The organism is Flavobacterium adhaerens (assembly GCF_040045115.1).
GTDB classification, from domain to species: domain Bacteria; phylum Bacteroidota; class Bacteroidia; order Flavobacteriales; family Flavobacteriaceae; genus Flavobacterium; species Flavobacterium adhaerens.
Map to the genome: position 1 here is coordinate 263,454 of NZ_JBDLZX010000005.1, position 19,965 is coordinate 283,418.

17 protein-coding genes are annotated in these 19,965 nt (G+C 33.6%); 9 read left to right on the forward strand and 8 right to left on the reverse strand.

Features of this window, described 5'->3' with window-relative positions:
- Positions 1-19: 19 nt before the first annotated feature.
- The 3 genes from murA to ABEB18_RS09145 form a co-directional block, all read right to left on the reverse strand.
- Positions 20-1,336: a UDP-N-acetylglucosamine 1-carboxyvinyltransferase gene (gene murA / locus ABEB18_RS09135; RefSeq protein ID WP_348798982.1), complete on the reverse strand. Its 1,317-nt coding sequence runs from the start codon at positions 1,334-1,336 to the stop codon at positions 20-22.
- A gap of 95 nt (positions 1,337-1,431) precedes the next feature.
- Complete coding sequence (locus ABEB18_RS09140; RefSeq protein ID WP_348798983.1) at positions 1,432-2,142, reverse strand: DUF4290 domain-containing protein; 711 nt, start codon at positions 2,140-2,142, stop codon at positions 1,432-1,434.
- A 2-nt stretch (positions 2,143-2,144) separates the two neighbouring features.
- Positions 2,145-2,441 carry a DUF493 family protein gene (locus ABEB18_RS09145; protein ID WP_348798984.1) on the reverse strand — a complete coding sequence of 99 codons (297 nt, stop codon included), beginning with the start codon at positions 2,439-2,441 and terminating at the stop codon, positions 2,145-2,147.
- A gap of 296 nt (positions 2,442-2,737) precedes the next feature.
- Here ABEB18_RS09145 and ABEB18_RS09150 point away from each other — a divergent pair, with 296 nt between their 5' ends.
- Both ABEB18_RS09150 and ABEB18_RS09155 read left to right on the forward strand, forming a co-directional pair.
- Positions 2,738-3,130 (forward strand): sugar 3,4-ketoisomerase, encoded by a 393-nt coding sequence (locus tag ABEB18_RS09150; protein WP_348798986.1) that lies wholly within the window; start codon positions 2,738-2,740, stop codon positions 3,128-3,130.
- Positions 3,127-4,218, forward strand: a complete 1,092-nt coding sequence (locus ABEB18_RS09155; RefSeq protein ID WP_348798987.1) for a glycosyltransferase — start codon at positions 3,127-3,129, stop codon at positions 4,216-4,218. The genes ABEB18_RS09150 and ABEB18_RS09155 overlap by 4 nt, the downstream gene beginning before the upstream one ends.
- A gap of 16 nt (positions 4,219-4,234) precedes the next feature.
- Here ABEB18_RS09155 and ABEB18_RS09160 read toward each other — a convergent pair whose 3' ends face one another.
- Both ABEB18_RS09160 and ABEB18_RS09165 read right to left on the reverse strand, forming a co-directional pair.
- The gene (locus ABEB18_RS09160) at positions 4,235-5,113 is read right to left on the reverse strand and encodes a glycosyltransferase family 2 protein (protein ID WP_348798988.1); all 879 of its coding nucleotides are present in this window, start codon (positions 5,111-5,113) and stop codon (positions 4,235-4,237) included.
- The gene (locus ABEB18_RS09165) at positions 5,113-5,796 is read right to left on the reverse strand and encodes a cell division ATP-binding protein FtsE (protein WP_348798989.1); all 684 of its coding nucleotides are present in this window, start codon (positions 5,794-5,796) and stop codon (positions 5,113-5,115) included. The genes ABEB18_RS09160 and ABEB18_RS09165 overlap by 1 nt, the downstream gene beginning before the upstream one ends.
- 213 nt (positions 5,797-6,009) lie before the next feature.
- Here ABEB18_RS09165 and ABEB18_RS09170 point away from each other — a divergent pair, with 213 nt between their 5' ends.
- From ABEB18_RS09170 to ABEB18_RS09180, 3 genes are all read left to right on the forward strand, one after another.
- Entirely contained in the window at positions 6,010-9,024 is a 3,015-nt protein-coding gene (locus ABEB18_RS09170; RefSeq protein WP_348798990.1) for a tetratricopeptide repeat protein, read from the forward strand.
- Positions 9,025-9,045: 21 nt separating this feature from the next.
- On the forward strand, positions 9,046-9,909 hold the full coding sequence (locus ABEB18_RS09175) for a PhzF family phenazine biosynthesis protein (protein ID WP_348798991.1): 864 nt from the start codon (positions 9,046-9,048) through the stop codon (positions 9,907-9,909).
- Between the two features lie 88 nt (positions 9,910-9,997).
- Positions 9,998-11,767 (forward strand): TonB-dependent receptor, encoded by a 1,770-nt coding sequence (locus ABEB18_RS09180; RefSeq protein WP_348798992.1) that lies wholly within the window; start codon positions 9,998-10,000, stop codon positions 11,765-11,767.
- Between the two features lie 127 nt (positions 11,768-11,894).
- On the opposite strand, the gene ABEB18_RS09185 is transcribed toward ABEB18_RS09180, so the two are convergent.
- Positions 11,895-12,440, reverse strand: a complete 546-nt coding sequence (locus ABEB18_RS09185; RefSeq protein ID WP_348798993.1) for a DUF2911 domain-containing protein — start codon at positions 12,438-12,440, stop codon at positions 11,895-11,897.
- 219 nt (positions 12,441-12,659) lie between these two features.
- Between ABEB18_RS09185 and ABEB18_RS09190 the strand changes: the two genes are divergently transcribed.
- The 4 genes from ABEB18_RS09190 (at position 12,660) to gatB/aspS (ending at position 18,304) form a co-directional block, all read left to right on the forward strand.
- Entirely contained in the window at positions 12,660-13,109 is a 450-nt protein-coding gene (locus ABEB18_RS09190; protein ID WP_348798994.1) for a hypothetical protein, read from the forward strand.
- A 203-nt stretch (positions 13,110-13,312) separates the two neighbouring features.
- Positions 13,313-13,570 carry an Asp-tRNA(Asn)/Glu-tRNA(Gln) amidotransferase subunit GatC gene (locus ABEB18_RS09195; protein ID WP_348798995.1) on the forward strand — a complete coding sequence of 86 codons (258 nt, stop codon included), beginning with the start codon at positions 13,313-13,315 and terminating at the stop codon, positions 13,568-13,570.
- Between the two features lies 1 nt (position 13,571).
- Positions 13,572-14,969 carry an amidase family protein gene (locus ABEB18_RS09200; protein WP_348798996.1) on the forward strand — a complete coding sequence of 466 codons (1,398 nt, stop codon included), beginning with the start codon at positions 13,572-13,574 and terminating at the stop codon, positions 14,967-14,969.
- Between the two features lie 2 nt (positions 14,970-14,971).
- Positions 14,972-18,304 carry a bifunctional amidotransferase subunit GatB/aspartate--tRNA ligase AspS gene (gene gatB/aspS, locus ABEB18_RS09205; RefSeq protein WP_348798997.1) on the forward strand — a complete coding sequence of 1,111 codons (3,333 nt, stop codon included), beginning with the start codon at positions 14,972-14,974 and terminating at the stop codon, positions 18,302-18,304.
- A 106-nt stretch (positions 18,305-18,410) separates the two neighbouring features.
- Here the strand turns inward: gatB/aspS and ABEB18_RS09210 are convergent, their stop codons facing one another.
- Complete coding sequence (locus tag ABEB18_RS09210) at positions 18,411-19,196, reverse strand: WG repeat-containing protein (RefSeq protein WP_348798998.1); 786 nt, start codon at positions 19,194-19,196, stop codon at positions 18,411-18,413.
- 20 nt (positions 19,197-19,216) lie between these two features.
- On the reverse strand, positions 19,217-19,675 hold the full coding sequence (locus ABEB18_RS09215) for an RNA methyltransferase (protein ID WP_348798999.1): 459 nt from the start codon (positions 19,673-19,675) through the stop codon (positions 19,217-19,219).
- Between the last annotated feature and the right edge of the window lie 290 nt (positions 19,676-19,965).

A 19,965-nucleotide genomic window follows, 5' to 3' on the forward strand; every position in this document is an offset into this window, starting at 1 on the left:
AAATTGATTTTTTTTATTGTTATAGATCCTCTCTAACTATTTTGGCTCCAAGTTTTCGTAAACGTTCGTCGATAAGTTCGTAGCCACGATCAATTTGATCTATGTTGTGAATGGTACTGGTTCCTTTTGCAGAAAGTGCTGCGATTAATAATGAGATTCCCGCACGAATATCTGGTGATGACATTGTTGTAGCTTTAAGAACTGATTCGAAATTATGTCCCATTACTACAGCTCGGTGAGGATCACACAACATGATTTTTGCCCCCATATCAATCAGTTTATCCACAAAGAATAATCGGCTTTCGAACATTTTTTGGTGAATCAAAACATCTCCTTTGGCTTGAGTAGCAACTACCAAAACGATACTTAATAAATCTGGAGTAAATCCAGGCCAAGGTGCATCGGCAATCGTTAAAATAGAACCATCAATATCGGTTTTTACTTCATATCCATTTACATGCTCTGGAATATAAATATCGTCTCCTTGTTTTTCAAGAGTAATACCTAGTTTTCTAAAAACATTTGGAATAATTCCTAGATTTTCCCAGCTAACATTTTTAATTGTGATTTCGCTTTTTGTCATGGCTGCAAGTCCAATCCAAGAACCAATTTCAATCATATCTGGTAAAATTCTATGTTCGCAACCTCCTAATTTTTCAACTCCTTCAATAGTTAATAAATTAGAACCAACACCAGTAATTTTGGCTCCCATAGAGTTCAACATTTTACAAAGTTGTTGCAAGTAAGGTTCGCAAGCAGCGTTGTAAATAGTTGTAGTTCCTTTGGCTAAAACTGCTGCCATTACAACATTGGCAGTACCAGTAACTGAGGCTTCGTCTAGTAACATATTGGTTCCAGTAAGTCCTTCTGGGGCTTCAACTCCATAGAAGTGGTCTTCTCTGTTGTATCTAAATTTTGCACCAAGATTGATAAATCCTTCAAAATGAGTATCCAATCTTCTACGTCCAATTTTGTCTCCTCCTGGTTTTGGGATATATCCTTTTCCAAAGCGAGCCAAAAGTGGGCCAACAATCATGATAGAACCACGAAGTGAACCTCCTTCTTTCTTGAAGGCTTCTGTTTCTAGATAACCAACATTAACTTCGTCACATTGAAAAGTATAAGAACCTTTTCCTAATTTTTCTATTTTAACTCCCAAATTGCCTAAAAGTTTTATCAACTTATTGACATCAATAATGTCTGGGATGTTATTAATTGTAATTTTTTCTGGAGTTAAAAGTACAGCACATAAAATTTGCAATGCTTCATTTTTTGCGCCCTGTGGTATTACTTCTCCTTTTAAACGTGTTCCTCCTTCAATTTTGAAAACTTCCATGGTTATTTTTTAAGGTTCTGGGTTTTGAGTTCTAAGTTTTTAATTCTACACAAATGTATTCAAATGTAAGGAACTTAGTGTTTTAGTAATTTTAATTATTTATTTTTTTGAAACGGTTTTTGTTTTCCGTTTTTATTGTTTTTGTTGTTTTGATTTTTGTTTTGATTGGTTGTACCAGTCTTATTTGAGGTTCTCTTATTGGTTCTCAGTAAATCAGTAGTATTTAATAATTCTTCAGAACTTTGTAATAAATTTAATTTACCGTTGGACAACTCATACAAATGTTCAAAGATTACTTCGTCTTTTACAGTGTCTTTGTTCCAGCTCAAATACGATTTCTTCATGTGATTGGCAATTACTTTTACCAATGCATTTTTTAGTTCTCCTTCTTCCCATTTATTGGCAACATCAATCATGTATTTGATATTGTTACCATAATATCTGTATTTAGGATAATTTTGTGGGTATTTTAAAGCATCTGGTTTTAGTTGTAATACTTCTTTTGAAGGAATTGGATAAGGAGAATCAGCAACTAATTTAAAATCAGACATAATGAAAAGTTGATCCCAAAGTTTGTGCTGAAAATCAGGGACATCTCTCAAGTGCGGGTTTAGGCTTCCCATTACTTGAATGATGTATTTGGCTGTTTTATTTCTCTTTTCATCATCTTCAATAAGAGTAGCTTGCTCGATCAATTTTTGCAAATGACGGCCATACTCAGGAATGATTAAATGTTTTCTTTCAGAATTGTATTCTAAATTAAAAACAACATCATTAGCGTTTTCTTTTTTGTATTTTTCGATCATAACTATAAGGAAACTATACCTTCTATTGTGGATAATTCTTGGTACTTATCTATAACTTCTTGCGAATCTTTGGCTGTTATATCTACTGATATACTTGTAAATTTTCCTGTTTTGGATTTTGTTGTTTTGATAATTGCTCCCATACAATTAAAGGCGTTTTCTACCTTAAGAATGTTTTCGTCAGTTGTGGGAACTATAAATTTAAACAAATAGGGTGCAGGCCATGAATTACTTTTGTCTAATTCAGCTTTCAGTCTTTCATAAAACTCTATCGTTTTTTTTTCTTGCTCGTTGTTCATTCCTTAATAAAAATAAAGGCAAATATACGTTATAGATTTTAGATTTTATAATAAAAGGATATAGAACTATAACAACATTTTGCTAAATAAAATACAATATAGAAATTCTTTCCATTTTTAGAATTAGGAAACTTTATTTCAAATTTAGTTTTTAAAGGAGCCGAATCTTTTTTGGGTGTCAATTTCAAATTATTTTAAAAAACAGAGGTATATTTGTTTGCAAAGATGTTTTTTTGAGGCTAATTGTCGTTTTTTAGCTTACAATAAAAATTTGATTAATTTCGTCCAAAATACAAATGAATATAAGAATTCTTGATATTCCAAAAATCGAAAACACTTTAGGGAACATTGCTGTAATCGAAAATGATGTTGTGTCTTTTCCCATAAAAAGAGTCTATTATCTATATGATATCCCGCGTAATTCGGTTAGAGGAGGCCATTCTCATAAAAATTTAGAGCAAGTTTTGATTGCCATATCCGGAAGTTTTGATGTTGTTTTAAAAGACGGGATAACTGAAAAAGTTGTCAATTTGAATAAACCGAATAAAGGATTGTATATCGGAAAAAATATTTGGAGAGAAATTGAAAATTTTTCGTCAGGTGCTGTTTGTTTGGTTTTAGCGTCTGAAGTTTTTGATGAAGATGACTATATTCGTGATTTTGATGTTTTTTTGAAATCTAAACAATGAAAATTTTATACATCACACCTGATTTGTCTGATTCTGGAGGGATTTCGCGTGTGGTTTCCTCTAAGGTAAATTATTTTGTATCTGTTTTAGATTATAAAGTTGATATAATTGCTCCAACTCCTTATAATTCAAGTTTTTTTTATGATTTTGATTCAAAAATAAACTGGCATCCCTGTATTGATTTGCAAAAAAATGTGTTTTTTTTATCCAAAAGTCTAACTTTCATCAAAAAAATACTGGCAGAACAAAAACCGGATATCCTCATTATTTGTGATGCACCTAACTGGGTTGCACTTCCTTGGTTTTTGAGGGTTAATATTCCAATTGTGTTAGAAACTCATTTTTCTACATCTTTAAAAAGAGTTGTAAATAAAGGTCTTTGGAATGATTTTCGGTATAATTTGGTGTATTTTCTAAAGAAAAAAACGTTAAAAAGATTTGATAAAGTTGTTTATGTAACCAATGCTGGTCTTAGCGAATGGAATCCTCAAAATGGTTTGGTTATTCCAAATCCTATTTCCTTTGTAACTTCAACAATAAATGTGTTGCAAAATAAGAAGGCTATCGCAGTATGCAAACATACTTATGAAAAAGGTTTGGATCGTTTATTGCTGATTTGGCAAACAGTTTCGAAAAAACATTCAGATTGGGAGTTAAATGTTTATGGGGATTGGGATAATTCTATGCAATATCATCGGATGGCAAGCGATTTGAAAGTTTTGACTAATGTAAATTTTTTAGCTGCAACACGAGATGTTCAAACTGGTTTTGAAGACTCTTCTGTTTTTTTAATGACTTCTCGATCGGAAGCTTTTGGAATGGCGCTTCTTGAAGCAATGTCTTGTGGTTTGCCATCTGTAGTTTTTGATTGTCCGTGTGGACCAAGTCAAATTATTACTAATGGTCAAGAAGGTTTTCTAATTGAAGAAGGTAATATAGATTTGTTTGTAGAGAAAGCATTATCGCTTATAGAAGATCAAAATCTGAGACGGCAAATGGGTACAACAGCTCGTGAGAGTTCACAAAAATACGATTTAGCAGTTGTGATGAATGAATGGAATGATTTATTGTTGAGTTTACTTAAATAAGCCATTTTATTCTGAATTATAAAGAGCAAAAGTAACCTAATTTGTAAAAGTCTAACAAGTATAGATTTGGTTTTTCAGAAGTTAAATTATCTAAAATCTTTTGTTTGTTCTTGCTGAAGATAACCTTCACAATGTCAACTAAATGTAATTTTTGAAGAAGAGAATAAACTGAGGTCAATCTAACATCTTTACTGTCTATTTTTTTAGAATATAGTAATTGATAAAGAGTACGAACGGCTTTTTCTGATTTTTGAATAAATACGATGCTGTCATCATTGTTTTGATGTATCAACGGATTTTCGATATGTGTAACCGCAACGGAATTGCTTCTTAGTTTTTTTAGAAAAATGGTATCTTCATAGCCGTATTCTGTAATGAATTCTGGAAAAGGAAATGCTAAAAGAATTTGCTTTTGGATGAGTAAATTCCATGTAAAAACAAAGTCGTATTGGTTATTTACCCTGTGATTTAAAGATTTTGTTTCCCTAATTTTCCCATATTTCCAACGGAGTATTTTTTCTTTAGGCGGAATATTTTCAGGATAGTTAACTCCTCCAAAAACAATTGAAGGAGTTTGAGACAATAATAAAATGTAGTTTTTTAGATAAAAATTATTTTCAGGAAAAGCGTCAGATTCCATAATCAAAACGTAGTCGTATTTTGATTTTTGTCCTAATAAATTGATTGTTCTGCCTCGTCCTAAATTTTGTGTATTTGAGAAGAAACTGCAATTTTCTAAAGAATTTATTTTTGAATTTTCGCTAATAAATTGACTGCTATTGTCGTCCTGAACGATAATCTCGTATGTGATTTCTAATTCGTCTGCTTGTTGCTTTAATGCTACAACAAGTGTATAAACATTATAGTTGTAAACAGGAATAAGGATAGAAAGCATTACACTGTTTTTTGAACTACTTCAAAAATTGTGGCATCCTCACATTTTAGGGTTTTGTATGGGTACTTCATTAATAATGCATAATCATGAGTAGCCATTATGACAGTTTTACCGTTAGCATTAATTTGTCTTAAAACTTCAAGGACTTCAACGCTGGTTTGTGGGTCAAGGTTTCCAGTAGGTTCGTCGGCAAGAATAAATTCTGGGTCGTTTAGTAAAGCTCTTGCAATAGCAATTCGTTGTTGCTCTCCTCCAGATAATTGATGAGGCATTTTGTTAGCAAAATCTTTCATGTTTACTTTGCTTAACACTTCTTCAATTTTAGCATCCATTTCTGTTTGGTTTACCCATCCAGTTGCTTTCAAAACAAAAAGCATGTTGTTCTTAACTGTACGATCAGGCAATAATTTGAAATCCTGAAAGACAATCCCGAATTTTCTTCTCAAAAACGGAATGTCATCTTCTTTCAAAGTGGCTAGGTCAAATTCTACAATTTTCCCTTCGCCTTCTAGTAATGGTAAATCGGCATATAATGTTTTTAATAAACTACTTTTTCCAGAACCAGTTTTACCAATGATATAAATGAATTCCCCGTGAGTAACTTCTAAATTTACATCAGATAAAATGGTTTTCCCTTCTTGATATATGTTTACGTTTTTTAAAGACAGTACTGATTGTGCCATGATAGAATTTGTTTATTGGGTAAAAGTAAAAAGATAAAATCCAAATTACAAATTAGAAAAGATAATTTCAAATACTAATTTTAGTAATTTGTTTTCCTAGTTTTAGATAGTCTTGATTTGACTTTACAGACCAAAAAAAACATAATAAATTCAAAGAGCACTTCGTTATAGATATAGAATTAAATATCTTTGGAATATTAAATAATAACAAAAATGCGTAAACTTCCTGGACTTTTTTTATCCTTTTTTCTTGTTCAAATTACTTCCCTTTACTCTCAGCAATCGGTAATCAAAACATATCCTTTAAAGGATTTTGATAAGGCAATTTCATTGTATGAAGATAAACAATATAAATCGGCTCAAGTTATCTTCGAACAGATAAAGGAAAAAGCTACTACCGAAGGTTTAGAATCAGATTGTGCGTACTACATTGCTAATTGCGCCATTCGTACCGATCAGGATAATGCTGAGGAATTGATCAATAAATTCGTAGAGAATTATCCTGCAAGTCGTAAACAAAATCAAGCTTTTATAGATGTGGCTTATTATTATTTCGATCACAAAGAGTACAAGGAATCTTTGTATTGGTTCGAGCGAGTAGATGAAAGTGTTTTGAAAGACTCAGGACGTGACAAATACAATTTCCAAAAAGGATATGCTTATTTTGATGCCAAAAAAACAAAACAAGCAAAAAACTATTTTGGTAAAGTTTCCAATTCTGAAGAATATGGAGCTCAAAGCAAATATTATATGGGTTTTTTGGCGTATGAATCTAATGATTATGCCGAAGCCAACAAGCAATTTGACCAAGTTTCTGGTAACGAAAAATATGCCGAAAAGTTATCCTACTACAAATCGGATATGAGTTTCAAAGCTGGTGAATTTCAAAAAGCAATTGATCTTGGGAATAAAGCTATGGCAAAATCTACTCCCGAAGAAAAATCGGAACTGAATAAAATTATCGGAGAGAGTTATTTTAACCTAAAACAATATGATAAAGCAATTCCGTATTTGGTTGCTTATAAAGGCAAAGATGGGAAATGGAATAATACTGATTTTTACCAATTAGGTTATGCGTATTATATGCAAAAACAATATGATGATGCCATTTCGCAATTCAATAAAATTATTGATGGAAATGACTTTGTTGCTCAAAATGCTTATTATCATTTAGCCGAAAGTTATCTGGAATCGGATAAAAAACAACAAGCTCTGAACGCTTTTAAGAATGCTTCGGAAATGAATTTTAATTTGCAATTACAGGAAGATGCAAGTTTAAATTATGCCAAATTGAGTTATGAAATTGGAAATTCCTACCAGACAGTTCCCGAAGTTTTATTGGGTTTTATGAATAAATACCCAACCAATCCTAATTACAAAGAGATAGAAAAATTATTGATAGATTCTTATATCTCTTCCAAGAATTATAAAGAAGCTCTGACGCTCTTAGAAAAAAACAAAACAGCCGAAAACAGAATCGTTTATCAAAAAGTAGCTTTTTATAGAGGTGTAGAATTATATACCGCTAGCGATTATTTTGGATCAATAGCGATGTTCGAAAAGGCATTGAAAGAGCAAAAAGATCCACTGATAACGGCTCGCTCTACCTTTTGGAAAGCCGAATCGGAGTACAATTTGGATAATTTCAAAGAGGCACTTGTAAACTATCAGCAGTTTGTTGATTTGGATAAAGCCAAAGAAACGGTTGAGTTTAAAAATAGCAATTATAATATGGCTTATGCCAATTTTAAATTGAAAGAATACGATACGGCTGGAAACTTTTTTCAAAAACAAATTGATAATAATAAGACAGATAAATTCCGTTTGAATGATTCTTATTTGCGTTTGGCCGATTGTCGCTTTGTAACGACCAAATATCAGCCAGCTTTAGAAGCTTACAATAAAGTAATTGAATCCAAAGGTGTAGATGTCGATTATGCTTATTTTCAAAAAGCACTTTGCTATGGTTTTCTTTCCCAAAACAGCAAAAAAATTGATGAACTCAATTCATTCTTATCATTGTATCCAAAATCTGATTATCAAGATGATGCTTTGTTTGAATTAGCGAATACTTATGTAGCTGAAAACAAAAACGATTCAGCGATCAAAACGTATGACAAGCTGATTGCGAATTATAAAAGCAGTTCTTATACTTCAAGAGCTATTTTGCGTCAAGGATTGATTTATTATAATTCGGATAAAGGAGAATTGGCTATTGCAAAATTCAAAAAAGTAGCTTCCGAATTTCCTAAGACTCCCGAGGCTTACGAAGCTGTTGCCACAGCACGATTAATTTATGTTGACAATGGAAAAGTAGATGAGTATGCATCTTGGGTTCGTACTTTAGATTTTGTTGCGGTTACTGATTTGGAGTTGGATAATGATACTTTTGAAGCGGCACAAAAACAACTAGAACAAGGCAACAAAAAACAAGCGATTTCGGGTTATGCAAATTATGTGTCGAAATTTCCGAAAGGGAATCATACCTTAAAAGCTAATTTTGAGTTGGCACAATTGTATTTTGAAGAAGGTTCCGAAAGCAAATCGGTTCCTCACTATCAATACGTAATCAATCAGCCGCGTTGCGAATACACCGAACAATCATTGGTGCGTTTGGCTCAAATATTTTTGAAAGAGAAAAAAACAGACAAATCCATTCCTGTTTTGGTTCGAATAGAAAATGAGGCCGATTTTGCTCAAAACAAGACTTTTTCTCAAGCCAATTTGATGAAATGTTACTATGAAACCAAAGAATATTCAAAAGCTGTGGTCTATGCTGATAAAGTTTTGAATAATCCGAAAGCAGAGGAAAATGTAAAAAGTGATGCTCAAATTATAATAGCACGCTCTGCAATGCAAACGGGTGATGAGGCCAAAGCTAAAACAGCTTACGCTAAATTACTAACTGTAAGTAAAGGAGAATTAGCGGCCGAAGCCTTATATTATGATGCTTATTTTAAAAACAAAGAAGGAAAATTTGAAACATCAAATGTAGCCGTTCAAAAATTGGCCAAAAATTATTCAAGTTACCGTTATTTTGGAGCCAAAGGATTGGTTTTGATGGCAAAGAATTTTTATGGTTTGAAAGATAGTTACCAAGCGACTTATATTTTGGAAAGTGTAATCGAGAATTTTACCGATTATTCAGATGTAGTTGCTGAAGCCAAAACAGAGTTAGGTAAAATTAAAGCTGAGGAATCCAAAACAAATTCATCTATTTCCAAATAGGATTATTAAAAACAGATCAAAATGAAATTACCTTTTTATATAGTTGATGTTTTTGCCGAAAAAAAGTATGCAGGAAACCAGTTGGCTGTTTTTTTGGAAGCGACTAAATTAAGTTCAGAGCAAATGCAACAGATTGCTTGCGAAATGAATTTTGCCGAAAGTACATTTGTGACCAGCATTCAGCCCAAAAGCAATAGTGCCTCAATTCGAATTTTTACTGTCGAAAAGGAAATGCAGTTTGCAGGTCATCCTGTACTTGGAACTTCATGGGTTTTGATGAATAAAATAATAGAGAGTCGTCCTCATGATTTTAAATTGATGGTTCCAGTTGGTCCAATTCCAATCAAACAATCGGGAGATGTGGTTTGGTTACAAGCAGCTCAACCTCAGTTTTGGGATGTTTTTTCTAAGGATGATTTTAGCACATTTTCTAATTTAATAAGCAATGATATTGATAGTCAGTTACCAATTCAAGAAGTAACCACAGGAAGTGCTTTTGTGATTGTGCCACTTCAAAACATACAAGCCTTAGAGCGTTTACAGTTAGATTTAAATGCTACCGATAAATGGTTAAAGGACAATTGCAAAACGAAGCATAGAGCATTGTATTTTTATTGTTATGAAAATGGAGAGTTGCATAGCAGAATGTTTTGTGTTGAGAAAAATCAATTATTCGAAGATGCCGCAACTGGAAGCGCAAGCACTTGTTTGCAAGCCTTTCTTTTAAAATATCATTCTCCAAATATAAAAACCGTAAATCATCAAGGTGATTTTATAAATAGACCTTCAAGAATCTATTTTGATGGAGAATTATCTGGAGATAATTTTGATATAAAAATAGGAGGTAAGGTACAGTTCGTTGCAAAAGGAGAATGGGAAGTGTAAAAGGAGAAGGAGGAAATAAGAAGTTAGAAATCAGAAAAAACAAAAGATGACAATTAAAAACAGATATACATTCATAAATAAAGAATCAATGTTTCTTAATTACAATAGGTGTGGCAGAATAATTTCAGGAATTTGCGTGTTGTTAATTTCTCAGTTTTCATTGGCTCAGGAAAAAAGCGATAATATTGGTACCGAAGTGGTAAATGTGGTGAAACCGTATTCGCCAACCATATCAGATGCTTTCAAAGAAAAAGAAGTTCCTGTAATTACTACTGAGGAAAATACCAAAAAAGAGAATGTAAAATATACCGTTCTTCCTTTTCCTGTAGCCTCTACATTTGCTCCAGCAAAAGGCACTGCTCAAGGAGTTGAAAATGCCAAACAAGAACGTTTATTCGATAATTATGCAACACTAGGTATTGGGAATTACGGTAGTTTGAATGCTGAGTTGTATGTAACCGAAAATTTGAGTAATACTGAATTTGTAAGCGGAATGTTTCGCCATAATTCGGCTCAAGGAGATATAAAAGAAGTACTACTCGATAATTACTATTATGATACCAAAATCGATTTACTGTATGGTAGCAATAAAGAGGAATTGTCATGGAACATTCATGCGGGTTATCAAAATCAAATTTACAATTGGTACGGATTGCCTACAGATTTAGGAAGTACTTTGGCACAGCCAGATTATATGGCGTTGGTAAATAACATCAGGCCACAACAGTCTTATAATACATTTACGGCTGGTGGAGATTTGATGTTTGAAGAAGGAATATTCAATGGTGTAAAATTAGATTTTACTCGTTTTACAGATGCGTTTAGTTCTGGTGAAAATAGATTTTTTTTGGCGCCTACTTTTAAATTTGATATAATGGATGAAGCCATTAAGACCAAAATATTTGTCGATTATGTGGATGGTAGTTTCAAAGAGAATTATTCAGGTATCAACACATCGCCTATCGAATATGGATTTACAAACATCGGGATAGAGCCAAGTTTTGTTATAAATAGAGAAGATTGGACTATTAATGTTGGAGCAGGATTGGTTTATAGTATGGGAAAATTGAATAATACTAATAAGTTTTATGTTTATCCATCGGTTACGGCTTCGTATAAAATTGTTGGGGATTTGATGATTTTTTATGCAGGAGCTCTTGGTGGAGTACAACAGAATACCTATAAGAATTTCGTTGATAAAAATCCATTTGTTTCACCAACACTTGATATCAAACCAACGAGTGAAGTGTATGATATTCATGCGGGACTTAAAGGTAAATTAGCCAGCACCGTTAGTTATGATGTAGCCGCTTCATATATTTATGATGATAACAAAGCTTTGTTTAGAGCTAATGATTATACTGCAAATAACACCAATGAAAATTATGCTTTTGGAAATTCGTTTCAGGTGATTTATGATAATATTTCGACTATGCGATTGTATGGTGAAATCAAAGCAGATTTGGCAAAAGGTGTGACTTTAGAAGCAGATGCTACTTTAAACAGTTATACTACAAAGAGAGAGTTGGAAGCTTGGAATTTGCCAGAACTGCTATTCAATGCAAAGGCTGATTTTGCTATTACCGAGAAGTGGTTTGCTGGGCTAAATTTATTTTATGTAGGTGAACGTAAAGATTATCAACTCAATTCGGATATTGTCTATGTGACAATGCCTGACCCAATTACGCTAGATAGTTTTTTTGATCTGAATGCTAATGTGAGATTCAAATACAGCGAAAGATTTACTACTTTCTTAAAAGCCAATAATATTTTGAATAAAGGATATGAAAAATGGTTAAATTATCCTGTTCAAGGTTTCCAGATAATGGTGGGAGCCAATTATAAATTCGATTTTTAATAAAAAAATAACCGCAAAGTTCGCAAGGAATTACGATAAGAATTTCATTTTCTTATCTGGATTGATTTACAAATTTACGTTGCAAACCTTGAATAATTCTTTGCGAATTGCGGTTTATTAAAATGTGTTATTCTATAATTGGAATAGCTAAACGTACTTTATCCCAACCTAAGTTCAAAATAATGCCTCCACCTCCTTTGGTGAAAACCATTGAGAAAGCTTCTAGAGATTCTTCTCCCTCGGTTACAGGTACTTTAAAACGCAAAACTTCGTTTTTTTCATTATAAGGTGCACTTCCAGAAACATTCAAATCTTTGTTGATAATTATGGTGTATGAATCCTTATCTGGAATTGTCAAGAAAGAATAAGAACCAGCTTTAATTGTGGTACCTGCTAATTTTACATCTTTATAAAAAGTAATTTCTGGAACTTCATTAGCGCCAGTTCTCCAAATTTTACCAGCAGGAGTTAATTCGGCTAGAGAACGCCCCTTAAGTTGAGGTCTTCCATAAATGATTCTCACAGTTTTATTAGCGTCTTTGTAATCATTAGGATAAGAAGCCATATCCATTGGGCTTTTGTCTAATCCAGGGAATTTCTGAGCATTTGCATTTGAGGTAAAAACCATCATCATTCCAAATGCCATTGTTGCAATTAAGGTTCCTTTTTTCATAATTATTTATTAGATTAATTGAATCGCTAAAAGTATTGATTGGATTGCTAAAATCCCTTAATTACTTGTTAAATTTTGAATTGTACTAAGGATGTTGTATTTGATAGCATATGATTAAACTTGATATTATTTTGTTATTAAGGTTATAAAGAAGAAGCGAAACGAAGAGTTTTAAATCTTAGAGGATTTGTATCTTTGTAGTTTTCTATTTTATTAAAAATGACTTTCAAACAAAAAATACACCACTATTATCTGCAATTAGTTCAGGACCGAATTGACGCTTTCCGAGATATGATTTCGGCTTTGACCGAAGATTCTAAGAACGATGCCAAAGGTTCGGCAGGCGATAAACACGAAACCGCCCTGTCTATGATGCATATTGAGCAGGAAAAACTCAGTGCCAAACTCAAAGAAGTGTTGGATCAAAAAGCGGTTCTGGAAAAAATTGATGCCACAACAAAAACCGATACTATAGTTTTAGGGAGTTTGGTCAAAGCCAACGGGATTTATTTGTATCTGTCATTGGCTTTGCCTAAAATAACCATAGACGGAATCAATGTTATTGCGCTTTCTCCACAATCTCCACTTGGTAATAAATTGATGGGGAATAAAGTTGGATTCACTTTTGAAATTCACGGAACAAAATATTTGGTGGAGGAAATTAATTGATTTTCTCTTTTGTAGTTTTTATTGTCATATTTTCAAAACGGTTTCTGATATTATAACAAAATTAAACATAATGTTAAATTGCTGTTTTCCTTTGTTCGAACTGCCTAAATCATTAAAAAAATAGGAATCCCTAACAAAACTTTTTGTATTTTCGCCAGCTTAAAAGTTTGACTTTAAAACGAATTAAAATTATGAGTAAAATAATGACAGTCGACATCTTGTCGAGTATTAAAGGAGCACAGCCCTCAGAAAGCGTGAACAAATTATTTGATGTAATCAAAAATGCAAATTCATCTAATGAGAATTCTTTTAATAATGTCAATCGTAATTGTGTTTCGTTAAATGATTTGAGAGAAGATGTAGTAGTAGAGAGTTCGGCTATAGAAAGAGAAATTATTTTAGAAAATTTCCCGAACAAAAAGAATGGATTTTTAGTGGTTGCAAAAGTTATTGAAGGTTAAAATGGATTCGCAGATAAAAAAAATACACCAACAATTGGTGTCTAAACAAATCACTTGTACGGCTTTGGTACAAGAAAAATTAGACTTACTTAAGCAAAATAAATACAATTCTGTAAATTCTTTGTTGGATACTTTAGCTTTAGAATTGGCTGCCAAGGTCGATACCAAAATTGCTAACGGAGAAACTATTGGTTTACTAGAGGGAATTCCGTTTGGAATTAAAGATGTGTATATGGTTCAAGGAACGTACACGACAGCAAGTTCCGAATTGCTTAAAAATTACAAATCACCTTATACAGCAACTGCTATTCAGAAATTATTGAATGTGGGTGCAATTCCGTTGGTAAAAGAAAATTGCGACAGTTTTGGTCATGGTTCATCGAGCGAAAATACCATTTTCGGCGCAGTAAAAAATGCCGTAAATCCAGAGTTAGTTGGCGGTGGTTCTAGCGGTGGTTCTGCTGTGAATGTCGCTTTAGATTATACAGTTTTTTCTATCGGAGGTGATACAGGAGGATCTATTCGTCAGCCTGCAGGATACAATCATATTTATGGTTTGAAACCAACTTACGGAAGAGTTTCCCGTTACGGATTGATGGCGTATGCGTCTTCTACAGATTGCGTTGGACCCTTAGCAAAATCAATTGAAGATATTCGTATTGTGTTGAATGTGATGAGTGGTAAAGATCCAAAAGATCAAACGACTATTGCTTCGACTCCAATTGCTGAAGAATCGGTAACAACTTCAACTATAAAAACGGTTGGTTATTTCAAAAATTTCATCGAAAGCGAAGCTATTGATGCGCAAATAAAAGCTGACTTTTTAGCATCTATCGAAAAAGTAAAAGCCAAAGGAATTGAGGTAAAAGAGTTAGATTTCTTTCAATCTGATATTTTGGTTTCGACTTATTATACTTTGGCAATGGCCGAAACCGCTTCGAATTTATCTCGTTTGGACGGAACCAATTACGGAAACCGCATCGAAGGAGAAAATTTGATTGATAGTTATGCGGTAACGCGTTCTGAAAATTTTTCGGAAGAGACAAAACGTAGAATCGTTGGAGGAAACCAAGTGTTGTCACAAGGTTTCTCAGATGAAATTTATTTGAAAGGATTGGCTGTAAGAGATCAGATTTCTGAAAATTTCAGTCATGATTTTGAAGAAGTGGATGTGATTTTATCTCCAGTTACTCCAAGTACACCTCCAAGAATTGGAGATAGTTTAAAAGATCCGTTGGCGATGTATTTATCCGATGCTTATACCGTAGGTTTCAGTTTGGGACAATTACCAACTTTAACCGTGCCTCAAGGAACTTCTACAGGATTGCAGATTACTGCAGCAAAAAATAATGATGAATTAGTATTGCAATTTGCAAACTCTTTAAAAGATATAATTTAAGAATGGAATTAGAGCAATTAACAGCGGCGATAAAAGCCCACGATTTAGAATTGGTAATCGGATTGGAAACACACGTTCGATTAAATACCAAAACCAAGTTGTTTTGTTCTTGTCCAAATCAAGAAATTGAAACACCAAACGTAAATATATGTTCTGTTTGTACAGGACAAATGGGGGTTCTGCCTGCCGTAAATAAAGAAGCGGTTACCAAAGCGATTTATTTTGGAAAAGCGGTTGATTCGTCTTTTAGTAATGAAGTGATTTCTTGGGATAGAAAGCATTATGAATATCCAGATAACCCGAAAAACATACAGATAACACAATTTCATAATCCGATCATTCCTGACGGGCACGTATCTTGTTACCGAAATGACGGTACACAATTTACTGTGAATTTGACTCAAGTTCATATTGAGGAAGATGCGGCCAAATTGATGCACGAAAAGAAAATTTCGTTAGTTGATTTTAACAAAGCTGGAGTACCGTTGATTGAAATTGTAACAGAACCTTGCATTAGAAATATTGAAGATGCTTCGACTTATGCGCAATACATTCAACGTATTGTTCAGAATTTAGGAATCTCTGAAGCTAATCTTGAAAAAGGGGAATTTAAATCGGATGTTTCGGTGTCTTTGCGCAAAAAGCATTCTTACGATTTGAACCCAAGAACCGAAATCAAAAACTTGAACTCGTTTAAGTTTATGGTCGAGGCTTTGAAGGAAGAAGTAGAGAAGCAATTCAATTATTTCATCGAAAACAAAGCATTCAGACCTGATCAAACCACTGTGTTGTGGGATGCCGATTTGAAGCAAACCAAAACCATGCGTAAAAAGGAATTCGAAGCCGATTACCGTTTTATTTCGGAACCAGATTTGCCTTTTGTTTCCATCAAAAGTGAAGTTGAAGCGATTAAAGTGGATACAAGCGCATTGCCTTTTGCAGTAGAATCGATTTTGATTGGTGGTGGAGTTTTACCACAAGATGCGAAGTTTTTTACGGCAGATGCGTTGCGTTCGAGTACGTTTGTAAACATCAATAATGAGATTAAAGATCCTTCGTTTGTTGCCAAAACTTTATCGAATAATATCAAAGCGGAGGATTATGATAAAATCAAAAATGTTGTTGATATAATCGCAATTTTCAAATTATTTAAAGAAGAGAAAATTACAGCGGTTTTGGTTCAAAATGCATTGGCTAGTTACTTGAAAGACGCTTCTTTTGACTACACTAAATATTTTGCAGAAAACACGGTTTCAGAAGATAAAATTCAGGAAGTTATTGCTAAAGTAATTGCAGAAAATGAAGCTGTTGCTAATGATATTAAAGCTGGTGACCAAGGGAAAGCCGGTATTTTGGTTGGTAAAATTCTAGGTATTATCGGAAAAGGAGCTAACGGAAAAGTAATTCGTCAGATTATTTTAGATACTTTGGGTTCTGCAACCGCAGCTGGAAAAACTGAAACTCAGGATAAAGTAACTAAGGAAGGAATAACTGAACAAAAAGAAGTTCAAGAAGAAGCATTACCTGAAATCCCGATTGTTGTAAAGGAAACCTACAGAACGCATAAAATTTCTCAATTATCCGAAGAAAATATCAGTGAAGAAGTGACTTTGTCGGGTTGGGTTGCGAGTGTTCGTGACCACGGAGAATTGATGTTTATTGATTTGCGTGATTCGAGTTATGAGGTTTTCCAAGTTCGTATCAGTAGAGAATCGTTTCCGAATATTGATGAATTGGTGAAATTGAAACCGGAATCAGTTATTTCAGTAAAAGGGATTGTTGTAGGAAGACATGAAGATGACTACAATGCGGGATTACGTACGGGTAAAATAGAGTTGGAAACTTCGGTTTTAGAAATTCTGAATTTGTCTAAAACGTTGCCTTTTGAAATTAAAAGAGCAGCAAAATCAAATGAAACGGTTCGTTTTCAATACAAATTCTTAGACCATAGAAATGATGAGGTAAGAAGAGCAATTGTAAATCGTCATAAAGTCATCAAACTAATTCGTGATATTTTAGACGAAGAAGAATTCTTAGAAATTGAAACGCCAATTTTAAGTGCGGGTACCGATGAAGGAGCACGTGAATTTATTGTGCCTTCACGTAAACAAGCAGGGGCTTTTTATACTTTGCCACAAGCTCCACAACAGTTCAAACAGATGTTGATGGTGAGTGGTTATGAGAAATATTTCCAAGTGGCGCGTTGTTTTAGAGATGAGGATTCTCGTGGAGATCGTCAGCCAGAGTTTACGCAGTTGGATATGGAGTTGGCGTATGCAAGCATGCAGCAAATTATCGATTTGAATACGAAGTTGTTCAATGAAGTAGTGAAGAAAGTGTACGGCAACAAATGGATTTTGCGTCCGTTTGAAGTGCTGACCTACAAAGAAGCGATGGATTTCTACGGTTGTGATCGTCCTGATTTGCGTTATGGTTTGAAAATGCAAGACATTACCGAAATTGTAAAAGATACAACTTTCCAAGTTTTCTCTAAACCAATTGAAGAGGGTGGAATTGTAAAATGTATTAAAGTTTCGGCTCAGGAGCAAGGGAATAAACGTATGTCTAAAGGACAAATCGAAGCTCTAACGGCAATTGCGCAACAGCATGGTTTGGGGGGTTTGGCTTATATTATTGTGAATGAAGACGAATTGCAATCGCCAATTATTAAATTTTTGGGTGAAGAAATCGCAGCAGGAATCATAAAAGCAACCAATGCACAAGTAGGGGATATTGTATTCTTTTCGGCAGCGGATTATGCTACAGCTAATAAAGCTTTGGATGCGGTGCGTCAGGAAATGGGTAGAATGTTACATTTGATTAATCCGAAGGAATTACGTCCAGCTTGGGTAGTTGATTTCCCGATGTTCGAAAAAACTGATGAAGGAAGATGGACATTTACACACAATCCGTTCTCGATGCCGGCCGTTTATGATTTGGAAAAACATTTGAACGGAAAAGAAGAAGAAATCGGAACTATTATTGCACAGCAGTACGATATTATCTTAAATGGTTATGAGATTGGTGGAGGTTCTGTTCGTGCGCATAAATCGGAAATTTTGGAAGCAACTTATAGAAATATGGGTTACAATAAAGAAGAGATGATTAAGAGTGTAGGGACGATGTATAAAGCTTTCCAGTACGGAGCGCCGCCACACGGAGGTATTGCTTGGGGAATTGACCGTTTGATGATGATTTTGGAGAAAAAAGCCTCTATTCGTGAAGTGATGGCTTTCCCAAAAACAGGAACCAGTGATGACTTATTGTTTGGAGCTCCAACACTTTTATCAGATAAAAAAGTTGAAGAAATGAATGTTCGCATTATCAATAAATAGATTCTAAAATCTAAATATATTTAAAAAGCGGATTTGTATCAAAAGATATAAATCCGCTTTTTGATGTTAAAATAATATGATTTGCAGCTAACGAAGTTGCAACGTTTTATTCATAATATTCATTTCCATTTTCATCAATATAAAAATCATAAGAACTCTCGTTTACCGTTTTAGTTACAAACAATAAATGTAATTGCTTATAGTATTTCATGATTTTGGTATATTTTGAATCATATAGTTTAACGTCGTTTTCTGTAAAAATCCCATATTGTTTATCTCCGTTTTTAGTTGTGCTAACAATAAAAAAGTCATTGCCTTCATATTTAGTAAGAGTGTAATCCTTGTAATATTTTGGTTGGTCAACTCTTATTAAATATGATTCTTTGTCTGATTCAACACTGGCATAAGTAGGCTTGTAGTATTTGTGATTTCCATTGTCATAGTGTCGTGAAAAGCTAAATAGATATAAATTGTCATAAGTAGCTTTAAGTATGATATTTCCATTTTCGTCCTTCACGCCTCTTTTGTCATTTTCAGCATATTTTTCAAAACCAATAGTTTTTAGTTCTTCAACTGTTGGAGGTGCTTCGCTGTTTTTATATTCTTCTTCTGCTTTTTTGTTGAAATCTTTCCTAGTGTCAATGATTTCTCCTTTTTTATTGATAATAAACCAACCTTTTTCATTTTCAACAGAAGCGTAATCTTCATAGAGCCCATTGATAGTTTGGTATCCAAACGGATAAGCATTTGTGTATTGAATTGGAATTATAATCTTTTTGCTTTTGTTACAATAGCCGTATTGGTCTCCTTTTTTAAATGGAATTAGATCAATTGTTTGAGCATTGGAATAGCATGCAAATAATAATAAAATGTAATAGTAATTTTTTTTCATGTTGATGGATGGTATTGTTGCTATGACCTCGGTTTGTTAAGTCCTCTATCATAAAGGACAATGCTTCCTGCCACAGAAACATTCAAACTTTTTTTGGATTTGAATTTTACTAAAGAATGACATTTTGCAATAGCTTGTTTAGAAAGTCCATTGTCTTCAGCACCTAGTAAGTAAACACAACGGCGAGGATGTTTAAAAGTTTCTAGATCTTCTGCTCTGTCATCCAATTCAACTCCAACTAGGCGAGCACCTTTTGGTAAATTTTTATAAAATTCATCAAAATTTTCATAATGAAAATAAGGCATCGATTTTACAGCGTTTTCGGTGTCGCAAGCTTGTTTAGCATATCGGTTCCCAATAGTAAAAATATAACTAGCTCCCAAGTTTTGAGCTGTTCTCCATAAAACACCTAAGTTTTCAGGAGTCTTTCCGTTTTGTATTCCTATGCCGAAAAATTCGGTTATAAAATTGTCGTTCATGCTGCAAAAATACAAACTGTTGTTCGATATCGCTAAGTTTTTAATGAACGAAAAATTTGTTTTGAAACTCTGGATTTGCGTGAAGGATAGGAAGAAGCTACCGAAGTAGCCTGGATAGCCTGACAGCATCAAGTAAAGGGGCTGAATAAGCGCATGTAAAAGTAAGCCCCTTTGCTTGGTGGTGGCACGCCCTAATTATCTTTTTTTTAGTAGATTGTGATAATGTGTGTTTAATGCGTAATCTGGGTTTAAGGTAATTGATATTGTTATTGAAATTGACTTTTGAGATT